Below are 13,318 nucleotides of genomic sequence, written 5' to 3' on the forward strand. Positions count from 1 at the left end.
TGTAGTTTAACAACAATGTAAGCCTTTCCAAAAATCAGTAATTGGTCTAAAATATTTTAAGGCATTCTTGCCGGTGGTCGTCCCAGCGACCATTTATTTATCTTCTTATATTTATTCACAAATTTTGGCAATCGTGCTAATATCAATTCATAATGCAATCGAAAAAATATGATAATCTTGGAGGACAAAACTATGCCTGCTAAATACATCCTGGCCATTGATGAAGGGACCACCAGTACCCGGGCCATCATCTTTGACCACGCGGGCCAAAAACTTGCGGATTCCCAACGCGAATTTCCCCAATATTTCCCGCAACCCGGTTGGGTCGAGCACAACGCGAACGAAATTTGGAACGCAGTTTCTTCAACCATTGCCGACGTCCTGATTCAGTCTGGGATCCTACCGACACAAATCGAAGCGATCGGGATTACGAACCAGCGTGAAACGACGGTTGTGTGGGATAAAAAGACCGGCGAACCCATTTATAACGCCATCGTTTGGCAATCGCGACAAACTGCCCCGTTAGCTGACCAGTTAGTTGAAAACGGTGCCGGTGAAATGATTCACCAGCGAACCGGCCTAGTGACCGACGCCTACTTTTCAGCCACCAAAATTCGCTGGATTTTGGACCACGTTGACGGTGCTCAGGCCCGTGCCGAACACGGCGAATTATTATTCGGGACGATCGACACCTGGTTAGTTTGGAAACTAAGTGGCGGCGTGACCCACGTCACCGACTATACCAATGCCAGCCGAACGATGCTATTTAACATCCACACGCTGGAATGGGACCAGACGATTTTGGACCTTCTCAACATTCCAAAAATCATGTTACCGGAAGTCCGTTCCAACTCAGAGATTTACGGTACGACCCGGGATTACCTGTTCTTCAACTGTAACGTTCCAATTAGCGGAATGGCCGGTGATCAACAGGCCGCTCTCTTCGGTCAGATGGCCTTCGAACCCGGGATGGTCAAGAACACTTACGGCACCGGTGCCTTTACCGTTATGAACATCGGTGAACAGCCACAGCTCTCCGACCACAACCTGTTAACGACAATTGCTTACGGCATCGACGGCCACGTCTACTACGCCCTCGAAGGGTCGATCTTCGTCGCCGGTTCCGCAATTCAATGGCTGCGTGACGGCATGCAGTTGGTTGATTCAGCGCCCGAATCGGAAGACTTAGCCAGGGCTTCCCATAACCACAACGAAGTCTACGTTGTGCCGGCGTTCACCGGTCTCGGTGCGCCATACTGGGATTCCGACGCCCGCGGAACGGTTTTTGGTCTCACCCGTGGGTCGACCAAGGCCGACTTCGTTAAAGCAACCTTACAGTCGCTCGCGTACCAATCACGCGACGTCATCGATACGATGAAGCGGGACGCCCAAATCAAGATGCCGATTTTGATGGTTGACGGCGGTGCCGCCCGTAACGACTGGCTCATGCAATTCCAAGCCGACATCTCAAACGTCCAGATTAACCGGGCAGCGGACCTCGAAACCACGGCCCTCGGTGCCGCCCTGCTCGCCGGTCTCGCTGTGGGTTATTGGAAGGACCTCGACGAAATCAAGGCGACCCACCAAGTTGGTGATATTTTCAAACCCCAAATGGGTGCGGCCGAACGCGATAACCTTTACGCCGGCTGGCAAACGGCCGTTAAGGCAGCCCAGTTGTTTAAGCATGAACCGTATTCAGATTAACGAGTTTAAAAAAAGAGCGTTACTTTTCAACAAAAAAGTTGATCAAGTAACGCTCTTTTAATTATCGATTTTTAATTTTATACCACTGGTCATACGGCACAAATACGAGTTTTTGCTCAGTGCTGATGCCCATCCGACGTTTATACATTGTGTATTGAAAACGCGTCGTCCGCGGAGAGCTATCCCATAAAAATTGTTCAAACGGTAATTTGCGAACATAGACGATGTTGTTGCCGGCCGTTAACTGTTTTTTTATGCTAGCCGGCCGTGACTGATTAACAAAACCATTAAATACCATTGCAACTAAAATAAGCATCATACTAAATGTACCAAATAGCTTAAACCAACTAGTTGCGTTAACAGGCAATGCTTTTTGTTGTACGGCCACGTTAATAACATCCACCGTCGCGATAATCATAAAAGTAATCGTGTTAAAAGCGCACCTAGGACCGTACGGCGTAATAACTACAAAAGGTGCAGATAACAGCAGCGCCGAAATAATGTAAAGCCATAAACGTCGCTTTAACTGAACATTATCTAAATAACCCGTAATTAAAACAACTAGGGCAATAATAAAAACGACACTGGCGACTGCTAACAACTGGTTAATTCGAACAAGATCGAAATTGGCTGCGGGGAAAAAGTTCCGAATGAAAGCAGCAAAGCCGGCGTAAGCTAATAGCAGGAAACTAATTAACCCCTTTATCAGCTGGTTACCACGCCCAGTTTGGTAGGCCAATAAAATTAGGCCCGAGCAAAGCAAAAATAACAGAATCCCATTCTGTTGGAAAACGTACTTGGCCATTTGGTTAGTGTACATCGTCAACGCCTGTTGTAAGACACCATTTTGTGCCGTATGCCTTAACGAATTATGACCACTAAAAATTTGAACGTAAACTGGGTTGCTAAACATCAACACGCTGCCAATCAAAAGCCCAGTCAAATAGCTAAAATTAACGCGCTGCTTGGCTGGCGAACGTCTGAAATAAATACTAGCGCCTAAACTTAATAGAACTAAGTAAAACGTTACGTGTTCAATAATTAACGCTGATGCCAATCCTAATATAAATAAAGCGACCCAGCCGCTCCAGTGAACAGGACGTGAGGCACTTTGCAACCATCCCAAGTAACATAAAATTAATACCATTCCAAATACATAGTTAATAAAGCCGGCGAACCATCCAAATGATTGCGCATAAACTGCTGTAGAAATACTCATAAAGAGGCCCCCGGCCAGCAAATAATGCCAAGGCCGAGCAGATTGTGCTACAGCTACCCGGACTGTTAAGTAAACTAATAACGTACAAACAATTGCAAATAACGATATACGAATAATCGCCACCCTAGTAATAAGAATCTCGAGTGTATTACTTAAAAGGCGTCCGTTGTAACCCACATAACCGTTCGCCAAGCGGTTCAGTCCAATTTGTGACCCCCAAGTCCAATCATCCCCCGTTAGTGGTGTGACTATTCCTAACACAAAGAAAAATATAAAAACAAATCCGATTACTAAGCGTAACCGTCTTAATTCAAAACTACGACTTTTACTCAATCTCAAACGCTCCTCCATTGGTTACTAAACCAATATTTTTAATATAAAACTATTCTTAATCAGCCTACCAGCCTTTTAGATCAACCGACCACCGCGTTAGTTGCGGTAGCGCTTTGACATTCAGGTTTAAAACTAGCTCCTGTAATCGCTCGTCTAATTGGACGCTCTGAAATAATGGGTAGCGGATTTGGCCGTGTAGCGATTGTTCTTGTAAATTCAGCGTGATCAACTCGTCTAACGCTGTTAATAAAATTACAACTGAACGTTGTGGAAAGTACTCTCTAATCAATACCGGTGCTTCCAACTTTATGCCTGCCAATTGCTCAATCTCCGACTTTGTTAACAATAAACTTTCGGGGTGTTCCTTGATCAGAATCCTTAGAATGGCAAACGTTAGTCTAGATTCAAATGCATTGCGAAAGCGAAAACGCGTCTGAAAATGATTCTGAATGAAATATTGTAATTGTTTATCCACTAGATACCGCGCTTTCTTTGAACATAAAAACGAGGTGGCCAACCTTGACCACCCCTCGAAACTTAACCAACGTGATTTTCTTTCAAAATTAAATTAACTTCTTCTTGCATTTCCGGCGTCTTGCGCCACTCTTCCCAATGATCCATTGACTCATCCGGAATTGTGAACGTTTCATTGACGTAGGCTTCGTACTTGGCAACGTGGGTAGAATGCGGAATGTTTAATTGTAAAATCCGCACTTCTTTAATAAAGCCGCGTTCAGCGGCCAATTCTGCCCGGCCATTCATTAACATATTGCCAATTTCCATGTAAGCCGTCCCGTCATTACGGGTAATTTCTTGAATTAACGTTAACACTTCATGATTTTTCAACTCAATCCCTCACTTCAATTGATAGTATAGCCGGCTGATTAGGGTACTGTCAAAACAAGCCGGCATTTTCATCCCAAAATAGCCCTAATAAATTCGGGCGACAGCCATCGAAACGTGCGCCAAAAAGTCAGCCGCCTTGGTCTCACACTTAACATAAAAAAACCACTATCCAAGGATAGTGGTCGGCATAAGAGAGAAAGAGAATTGATTAGAAGGTAACTAAATACCTTACAAACTAAGGATAATCGAAATTGTAAGCGTTGTCAACAACAACTAATAATTAATATTTAAATCCATAAAAATCATCATACTTTTACTAAAAGCTCGCGGGTGTCGCATAACTTTCCGTGCGATAACGCTGTCTAATCCCCAATAACACGTTTTTCGGTTAATTAAAAAAGCGGTCAATCCATAACGCTTATCACGTAATCCGGATTGGCCACACACAATTTAATTTGATTTCAAAAAGCAATATTTATAATTAAACTATTCACATTGTTATTGTTCGATTTGATGAACAACGTAGTTAACCACTTTCCAAGCTGCCAAACCATCGTTAATCGAACAAAAACGATCGTAAAATTTCTGGAACTTCGGATCCGCACTCATATCCGGTCGTTGTAAGTACAGCTCGATATCTTTGAGCAAGGTCGCCTCGTCATGTGCGATTTCACCCGGCAGATCCTTTTCGTAATCCAAGTAGAAGCCCCGTAATTCGTCCTTATACAAGTGATAGTCATACGGGTAGAACAGGATTGGGCGCTTTAAGTAGGCGTAATCGAAAAAGACACTGGAGTAGTCCGTAATCAGTAAATCAGAAACCAAATATAAATCAGAAATATTCGGGTAGCTCGATAGGTCGTACACGAAGTCCCCGTACCCACTGATATCCAAGGCGTTTGAAATTAAATAGTGCATTCGTAAAATCAGGACGGTATCAGTGCCAAACTGCGCTTTAAACTGGTCTAAGTCAAAGGGTAATTCAAAGGTATACTTACCCTTCTCAGCAAACTGATTATCCCGATAAGTCGGTGCATATAGCACTACCTTTTTATCGAGCGGAATGTTTAACTTTTGCTTGAGCGCCGTAATATCATCAGCACTCGCGTTAATTAACTCGTCGTTACGCGGGTAACCCACTTTTAAAATTTGGTTATTAAAGCCAAAAGCCGAGCGAAAAATTTGCGTTGAGTAGTCGTTGGGGCTGACCAGTGCGTCCCAGCGGTTCGCTTCGTTAACGAAGTTACGGTGATAAGCCGCCGTATTGGTCCCCGGCATCGTCACGTTCTCGATATCGAGACCTAACTTTTTCAGCGGCGTCCCGTGCCACGTTTGAATATAAGTCACAGATTTTGGTTTCTTCACCCAGGCCGGAAAGCGGGCGTTACTAATCCAAAAGCGAGCCTTTTCGAGCGTCCGGACCCACTTAGCGGTTCGACGCACCACGTACGGAATCCCGTTGGCCTTACATGCAGCGACGGCCGACCGGTCAACCGACCAGATCAGCTGAAAACCGGGGTATAACCTTTTAAAGAGCCGATAAATCGCTAACGGACTGTCACTAACTTGGCGGCCGCCAAAACTCTCAAAAATAATGGTCGTTGTTTCAAACGGTCTATGGTTACGTTTAAATAACCAGCGCATGTAGCGGTTGTTGACTTTTGTATTTAGTTGCCGGACTTTATTCCTAACCCGACCCGCCTTGCTACCTAGCGCCGCTACCTTGGCAGTGAGGGGCAGTGGTGGCAACACACTAATGACCACCCCACTAGTCGGTGTCGCCTGAATCTTGACCGTTTGACCGTTACTTTGCGGTTGAACATCATTTTGTCCAGCCAACGCCCGGGTCCAAATTACCCGCTGGTCAACTAACTGGCCCTGAAAATGATATTCAATTCGTAAGTCGTAAAAATGGCCGGCATTTAATTGGTCAACTGGTATGGTAATCGCAAATAAACCGTGCAAAAGATTGACCGTATCTGCGTACTCAACCTGCTCACCACTGGCTTGGTCTTTTAAAATCAGCGTTTGCTGACCCAACCGTTGACCATTGATCGTATCGTGCCCGGTCACCGTTAGTCCGCCCTGGGTTAGATTAATACTGGTAATACTAAAATCGTCCACGTTCTGATTCGTGTGCACATCCAGGAGGGCGTGCTCCTCATCATCCGAATTAATCTCAAAGTAACTGGATAATGTCAACTGGTGGCGACCAGAAACATACTCACTCTCAACTTGGAGTAAATAAGGCTGATGATCGACGTTAAAGGCAAAGTACATCTCCCAAGAAAAATCGCTCTGTCCACGGTGTTCAAAGGTAAAGGATTGCATATCGACCCGTACCTTTAACATGTTATTGCGAACCCCCCGGTGAATAGGCACGTTGAACGTCGCCAACGCGTTTTTTTCCATAAAGATCATGGCTAAGTCAGTGACGGCATAGGGGACGTCAATCAATTCAAGTTCTAACGACTGTTGCCCACCCTGCTTCGGGTGAACGCCTGATAAAATCGCTCGCACAAGTCACCCCTCCTTTCTAATAATTAAAAATTAATTGATTGGGTAATTCGGTTGTCAGCGCCACGGTATCCGCTAAGCTAACGTAGAGTCGCTGTTGGGAACCGAACCGCGTCAAGACGTACCCGTAAAAGTCATACAGGCCGTCAAACTGCCGGCTATTAACATAGTCAATGACCGCCGTTTCCGTAATTGGTTCGTCAACAATCGTTAACGTCCGTTGCGGATCCACTTTTTTCTTACGTTGTTGTCCCGGCGTTACCGGTACAATCGTTTTGGTCAATTGCAATTGTGACGCCGGACTCACGTTGTAGCGCCGTTGACTCATAACGCGCTTATGTAAGAATCGGTACACGAGCTCGCCCGCATGGTTCAATAGCAGCGTTTCAACCGCTTGATCATCCCGATAGTTGCGAACCGTTCGTGGTCGTTGTTGACCACCGTAAAAAATAACCTGTTGTCGCTGACTGTTTTGATAGAAAACCTGATAATAATGCCGGCCGTCCTTTAAGTAGTAATCGTTCGACATAATTTGGTCATCCTTTAAATAACGGACGTAATAACTTCCATCTGCCAGTTGGACCCGCTTAGTTTGCAGTCCCGGTGCTAACGCTACTAACGCGTTGGCGGATAACTGGGCACCCTTTTCAAGCCGAAACAACGCGTACAGGCTTTCAACGGTCACCGCCTGGTCGTAACGCGCCGTTAACGTCTCAATAATGTGATCAAATTCAGCCCGTTCCAACAAATCTAAATCAGCAAAAATAATTTTTACGGCTACGCCTTGATCCAATAAGTCGTGTAGTTTCTCGCCAAAGCGATCCTTCCTAACGTCCGCCAGTGAAGTGACTAAAAAAACGACTGGTTCCATAGCATTTCCTCCGTTATTTTCCGAATAAAAACGTCACCAACGACAAGCCGCAAGCCCCGTTTGTGACGTTACCAAACAGTGAAAATTAGTTTTCACCGTTAATTATAGCAAATTTAGTCCGCATCGACCTGCATTCCGAGGTCGTGTTTAATTTTAGTTGTCGAAATGCCTTCCGTACGCGGTAGGTAAACAACTTCACAGTAATCCTTAAGAAAATCAAATTTACCTTGCCAGTCATCGCCCATGACAAAAAGGTCAATATTATTATCCACAACGTCGCTAATTTTTTGGTCCCAGCCCTTTTCCGGAATCACCTCATCAACGTAGCGAATGGCTTCAAGAATGTACTTGCGATCTTCAAACGACGTGTAAGCCTTCTTACCCTTAATCGCATTGAACTCATCGGTCGAGACACAAACGGTCAAATGGTCGCCCAACGCCTTGGCCCGCTTTAACAACCGAATGTGGCCCTTATGCAATAAATCAAACGTCCCGTAAGTAATCACTTTTTTCATGTTTTCTCCTAAGATATCCATATCATTTTTTTAATAACTTAAATACTACCATAATCGTTCACGGGGTCAATTGAGATTTGATAAATTTAACCATTCCGCTATTTTTTCTAAATTCACGGCCTTAATGCTAAAATCAAGTCATTCATGATAATTCATTCAATCCAACTATCCGCGTGATATAATGGGCGTGTTAACGCTATTACTGACACTCAAAATTTTAGAGGAGGCGTTTCAAATGAAACGTGTTATTACGTACGGTACTTTTGATTTACTGCATTACGGTCACATCGAACTACTGAAACGGGCTAAGGCACTTGGTGACTACCTGATCGTAGCGTTATCCACCGATGAATTCAACTGGGAAAGCAAGCGTAAAAAGGCCTACTTCTCATACGAAAAACGCAAGGCCTTATTGGAAGCGATTCGCTACGTCGACTTGGTTATTCCTGAAAACTCCTGGGACCAGAAAGTCAACGATGTTAAGTTTTATCAAATCGATAAGTTTGTAATGGGTGATGACTGGACCGGTAAGTTTGACTTCGTTGGCGAACAGACTAACGCCGAAGTCATTTACTTGCCACGGACTCCCGAAATTTCGACCACTAAAATCAAGCACGATTTAAATTTTGAAAATAAAGACTAATAATGAGGATCAATTGAAATGTCACTTAAGGAACTAATCAGTCTCGTTTACCGGCGAGTCTTTAATTTAATCGCCACGGTTCGACCGGTGAAACGACGCCTCGTTTTATTCGAGTCCTTCAACGGTAAACTACCGACGGACAACCCGCTCTACATTTACCAGGCACTCAAGCAGGAACATCCCGACTGGCAACTGGTCTGGGGGGTTAAACACCGCTTTTTGGCGGCGGCCCAAGCGGCTCATCCCGAAATGGACTTCGTCGTCCGGTTTTCTGCTCGCTGGCTACGAGTGGCACCGGTCGCCCAGTTTTGGGTTTTTAACGCCCGGATGCCCTATTGGCTCAAAAAGAACCCGCGTACGACCTACATTCAAACTTGGCACGGGACGCCACTAAAAAAATTGGGCGCCGACATTCCCAACGTGACGATGCCGGGTAGTACGACGGCCGAATATCAAGCCCACTTTAACGCGGAAAGTCGTCGTTGGAACTACCTCATCAGTCCCAACCAGTTTTCCGAGACAATTTTCAAACGGGCTTTTAACTTCAACAACCAGTTCTTAAGTTACGGTTACCCGCGCAATGACCGGCTAGTCAACCAAGCAGCCGATGAGCACGCGATTCAGGCCATTAAGCAACGGATTATTGGTCACACTAATGGTCGGGTCATCTTGTACGCCCCGACTTGGCGGGACGACTTTTACATTCGCAAAGGTGAATATAAAATGGACTTGCCGTTCAGCCTCGCCCACGTCTGCGAATTGTTGGGACCAGACGACGTCTTAATCATCCGACCGCACTATTTAGTCGCAGAATCCATTAGCCTAAAAGGCTTTGAAACGCAAGTAAAACTTTGTGTTAACGAGGATATTAACGATCTATACCTTATCAGCGACTTATTGATCACCGACTACTCCTCAGTGATGTTTGATTACGCGATTTTGAACCGACCAATGTTATTTTACCCATACGATTTAGCCCATTATCAGGACGATATTCGTGGGTTTTACTTTGATTACCACCAGGTCCCTGGTCCCATCGTAACGAACGAACCGGACTTCTTAGCTGCACTAACAACCTTTTTGTTGACGGGGCGCTATCCCGATTACGCAGAAAAAATGACGGCGTTTCGGGCAAAGTTCACTAGTTGGGAGCGGGGCAACGCGAGCCAACGGGTCGTTCAATTAATTGAAAAAATTGCACACCATTAAAAAATGCTTTGAGCAGTTGCTCAAAGCATTTTTTCGTTTAATAGCGATCTAAAAACTGCTGGTACACCTTGGTTGCCGTATCGGGACCATCGTTAGGAACAAACTTTTGTTTAAAGCTTTGGTACTTGGTTCCGTACGTCTGCCAATAACTCGCATCTCCCTTACCAATCGCGGTAAACAGTGCCGGCGCGTCCTTAACGATTGGACCCGGCACTTCCTTTGTGAAGTCAAAGTAGACGCCGCGAAGTTCCAAATACTTCTCCAAGTCGTAACAGAAGAAGTACAGCGGCTTATCGGTGTTCAGGTAGTCAAACATGATTGAGGAATAATCGGTCACTAAGGCGTCACTCGCCACCATCAGTTCTTGCACGTTCGGATAATTGGAAACGTTGATCACGTTGTGCCGCATCGCTTCCGGGATTCGCAATTTTGAAGCCACGACCACGTGCTCACGCATCAGCAGAACGTAATCGTCCCCTAACTGCGATTCGAACTGTTCAAAGTCTAACTGGTTATCAAGGACGAACCGTCCGTGAGACTTTTCATAGTCGCGGAAAGTTGGTGCGTATAAAATGACGCGTTGGTCAGGCGTGATGCCGAGCTCTTGCCGTACCCGCTGCCGAACCTGATCGACATCCGCTGCGTAAAAAATGTCGTTGCGGGGGTACCCGGCTTCAATCACCGGTCCCCGGTACTGGAAGGCCGAGCGGAACGCCTTAGTTGCGTACGGCGACGGTGACACTAGTGCAGACCACTGATTCTTCGCGTGGGTCACCCGTTTCAAGTAACCTGGTTTACGCCCCTCAATGACCTGCTGATCATGTTGCATCTTCTTAAGTGGCGTCCCGTGCCACGTTTGCAAATAACCGGTCCCGCGACGTTTCGTCAAGTAGGTTGGGAAGTTCTGGTTATTGACCCAGTAACGACTAGTGGCTAATGCCCGGTAATATTCAAACGACAGCCGCTTAACAATCCGGGTCTTCGGGTTCGCTTGTAGCGGTTGGTTCGTCCGGGAAACCCAAACGTAGTCAAGTTCTGGATGGGTTTTGACCATCTGCTCGTAAATCGCCCGTGGCGAATCCTCATAGCGTTTACCGACACTACTCTCAAACAGAATCTGGTTCTTTTTAATTGGCGTAAAGTGTGACCAGAACCAGTATAAGGTCTTCATCATTGGAAAATAAACCTTCCGCTTCCGGCGAATCCGGCGTTTCACCTTACCGTAAATTGGGTTGCTACGAACTTTTTCGACCGCCGTTTTATCCGCCAAGTGGGTAATGGCACTGAAAATCCGGTCACACGAGTGGGTATCCCGGTGCGCGATAAAGCGGTCGGCCCGCTTCACGTCAGCTGGTCGCATCGCAAAGTTTTGTTGACCATACGCGTCTAACTGGTCAAAGATTTCGTCCAGCGTTGTGACCATTGGCCCCGGAAGTTCTTCGTCTAAGTTCAGATGCGACGGGTAGCGCCCTAAGAACCGCTGGCGGTCAAACGTGTAGTATAGGACCGGTCGGTGTAAGAAACTAAAATCGAAAGCCACGCTGGAATAGTCCGTCAGCATCATCATGCTTTCCTTGATCAGCATCTGCACATCAACTTCACCCTGACGCACAATCGTGACCGGTGCGTCCTTAAAGTAGTCAACGTAGGCTTGCATGTTTGGGTGCAAACAGAAAATCAATCGCATGCCATAGCGGTCCGCAAACTGCTTCAAACGGGGATCGAATAACAAGTCCCAGTAACGTTGCAAATACTCGCTCTGTTCAAAAATTTCATCGTTAGTCAGCCAGTCGCGCCAGGTTGGAATAATCAACAGCTGCCGCTTTAACGGTAAATCATGCTTAAATAAGCTATCAAACCGGGCTAAACCGGTTACCGCAACTTCGCGGTCATCGTAACCCAGGTCAGTCATTGCGATTCGCTTTTCCTTTTGTGAACTGGTAATGAATAGGTCGGTATAAAAACCGTTCACGACCTGCTTGCCGTAAAACGGCTTGATGTTCTTAGTCCCAAACACCCCGTGTTGTAGGAAAATGCGCTTAGCCTGAATATTGTCGACATACCCCTTACTCCGAATTGGGTATAGAAAGTCTGGGTGGTGGGTCCCGCAAATATACTTCGCTTGGATAACCTTTTCAAAGTGTTCCGCCGATCCAAACGTTAGGACGTGTCCTAACGGGGCGACGTTTTGCCGCTCCACGGCATCCTTACGAATGACGTAGTAGGCCTCCACTTCCGGGTGCTGTTCGCGTAAATACTTAAAAAACCGGAAACCGTTATCCTGGGCTTTATAAGAACGTTCCCCAATCACCCAAATATCACGTTTAGCCGCCGCTTTAATGACTCCCTGCCACTTACCCCGGTGTGCCCGGAAATAGTCATAGGCGGCCGCTTCGTAGGCGTTAAACGTAAACGAGAGGTTGTAGCCCTTAATCGTAAAGTAGGGCACCAATGAGAGCCACTGTTGCCGCTGGTCATCCTTTAAGGCTAATTCCCCTTTCAGCCGGTAGTTAGTCATAAAACGGGGCCGGCCTAGTCTGAACTTTAAGGGGACATCCGTCCCGGTGAGCCGCCCAACAACGAAAAGGTCCAAGCTCAACTCGTTAGACTGGTCCAAGTTTTTGAGATAAGCCGCCATCTCCGCCATCGTCAGTGTCACGTCATAGACATAACGGTGAATCCGCGCATACTTCGTTTCTACTTCATGGATCGGTAACGCGTGCTTAAACACCTGGTCCCCACCGCGGTCAACTAATTCCAAGTGACAATCCCGTAACTCAAAGAATAACGTATCAAAGTAGCCTTGCATACTGACTTGCTGTTCCACAACGCGAATTTTCTGCATTACCTGAAAGTTTTTATATTGGCCTGGTTTTAAATCATGATCAACTAACAATGCAATGCCGTTGTTCTTGGTCAAATAAGGTTGTAAATAGTGCTGTCGTGCATCATCCCACACTTGGTTAGCCCCGCTAACGCTCCATTCACGCTTCAGCGGTAATTTTAAAAGTCGATCGTATTCCCGTTGATCATCTGATTCATTAGCTTTTCGAATGTATTGATGCATTAATACTAAGCGCTTGGTCGTATTATCATCACGCGTTAACTCGGCTAACAAAGACTTCAAATCCATACTAAAGCGGTAGTTAATCAAGTCCTCATTAACCGTTAAAATAGCTTTATGTAGTTTATAAGCCATTTGCTGATCCGACTCAAAATAAAGTTGCAGGTCGTCATAGGCTGCATTTTGCGCTACATCGAGCAATAAGGTGCCTGACTCAATCTTTAAACGTACTTTTTCCATATAAAATTATCCTCCAAAAACTTCCAATACCGTTTAAGTATGCGTTTTCTTTTAAAATGGCTCTATGATATTTGGTGTTGATGGATAAAAACCATCAACACCATTTTTTATGCACAACAAAAGGACATACCGTCCTGTGCTACAATCTAGTCGACCA

Annotated in this window: 10 protein-coding genes; 3 read left to right on the top strand and 7 right to left on the bottom strand. The window is 45.7% G+C overall.

Translation table 11 applies throughout. The features are described 5' to 3' along the window. The first annotated feature begins 192 nt into the window (after positions 1-192). Positions 193-1,704: a glycerol kinase GlpK gene (gene glpK, locus FFM82_RS12085; RefSeq protein ID WP_137646062.1), complete on the top strand. Its 1,512-nt coding sequence runs from the start codon at positions 193-195 to the stop codon at positions 1,702-1,704. A gap of 61 nt (positions 1,705-1,765) precedes the next feature. Here the strand turns inward: glpK and FFM82_RS12090 are convergent, their stop codons facing one another. From FFM82_RS12090 to tagD (FFM82_RS12115), 6 genes are all read right to left on the bottom strand, one after another. After that, positions 1,766-3,256: a DUF6056 family protein gene (locus FFM82_RS12090; protein ID WP_137646063.1), complete on the bottom strand. Its 1,491-nt coding sequence runs from the start codon at positions 3,254-3,256 to the stop codon at positions 1,766-1,768. A gap of 64 nt (positions 3,257-3,320) precedes the next feature. Then, complete coding sequence (locus tag FFM82_RS12095) at positions 3,321-3,731, bottom strand: hypothetical protein (RefSeq protein WP_137646064.1); 411 nt, start codon at positions 3,729-3,731, stop codon at positions 3,321-3,323. A gap of 62 nt (positions 3,732-3,793) precedes the next feature. Next, a complete protein-coding gene (locus FFM82_RS12100) occupies positions 3,794-4,102 on the bottom strand; it encodes a hypothetical protein (protein ID WP_137646065.1) in 309 nt (102 codons plus the stop codon). A gap of 498 nt (positions 4,103-4,600) precedes the next feature. Continuing rightward, complete coding sequence (locus tag FFM82_RS12105) at positions 4,601-6,622, bottom strand: CDP-glycerol glycerophosphotransferase family protein (protein WP_137646066.1); 2,022 nt, start codon at positions 6,620-6,622, stop codon at positions 4,601-4,603. 16 nt (positions 6,623-6,638) lie between these two features. Further along, positions 6,639-7,490: a hypothetical protein gene (locus FFM82_RS12110; protein ID WP_137646067.1), complete on the bottom strand. Its 852-nt coding sequence runs from the start codon at positions 7,488-7,490 to the stop codon at positions 6,639-6,641. Between the two features lie 113 nt (positions 7,491-7,603). Further along, on the bottom strand, positions 7,604-8,005 hold the full coding sequence (tagD, locus tag FFM82_RS12115) for a glycerol-3-phosphate cytidylyltransferase (RefSeq protein WP_137646068.1): 402 nt from the start codon (positions 8,003-8,005) through the stop codon (positions 7,604-7,606). Between the two features lie 235 nt (positions 8,006-8,240). On the opposite strand from tagD (FFM82_RS12115), the gene tagD (FFM82_RS12120) reads away from it, so the two are divergent. After that, positions 8,241-8,648, top strand: coding sequence for a glycerol-3-phosphate cytidylyltransferase (tagD, locus tag FFM82_RS12120; protein ID WP_137646069.1), 408 nt, complete (start codon positions 8,241-8,243; stop codon positions 8,646-8,648). A gap of 18 nt (positions 8,649-8,666) precedes the next feature. Continuing rightward, positions 8,667-9,857, top strand: a complete 1,191-nt coding sequence (locus FFM82_RS12125) for a CDP-glycerol glycerophosphotransferase family protein (RefSeq protein ID WP_137646070.1) — start codon at positions 8,667-8,669, stop codon at positions 9,855-9,857. Positions 9,858-9,894: 37 nt separating this feature from the next. On the opposite strand, the gene FFM82_RS12130 is transcribed toward FFM82_RS12125, so the two are convergent. Next, positions 9,895-13,161 (bottom strand): CDP-glycerol glycerophosphotransferase family protein, encoded by a 3,267-nt coding sequence (locus FFM82_RS12130; protein WP_137646071.1) that lies wholly within the window; start codon positions 13,159-13,161, stop codon positions 9,895-9,897. Positions 13,162-13,318: the final 157 nt, after the last annotated feature.

Origin of the sequence: Lactiplantibacillus plajomi, assembly GCF_005405405.1 — a bacterium.
Classification (GTDB): Bacteria; Bacillota; Bacilli; order Lactobacillales; family Lactobacillaceae; genus Lactiplantibacillus; species Lactiplantibacillus plajomi.

What these genes read in the sequence shown, in the direction of transcription:
- glpK (WP_137646062.1), top strand. Translation starts at nt 193, where the DNA reads ATGCCTGCTAAATACATCCTGGCCATTGATGAAGGGACCACCAGTACC.
- FFM82_RS12110 (WP_137646067.1), bottom strand. Translation starts at nt 7,490, where the DNA reads ATGGAACCAGTCGTTTTTTTAGTCACTTCACTGGCGGACGTTAGGAAG.
- tagD (WP_137646068.1), bottom strand. Translation starts at nt 8,005, where the DNA reads ATGAAAAAAGTGATTACTTACGGGACGTTTGATTTATTGCATAAGGGC.
- tagD (WP_137646069.1), top strand. Translation starts at nt 8,241, where the DNA reads ATGAAACGTGTTATTACGTACGGTACTTTTGATTTACTGCATTACGGT.
- FFM82_RS12125 (WP_137646070.1), top strand. Translation starts at nt 8,667, where the DNA reads ATGTCACTTAAGGAACTAATCAGTCTCGTTTACCGGCGAGTCTTTAAT.
- FFM82_RS12130 (WP_137646071.1), bottom strand. Translation starts at nt 13,161, where the DNA reads ATGGAAAAAGTACGTTTAAAGATTGAGTCAGGCACCTTATTGCTCGAT.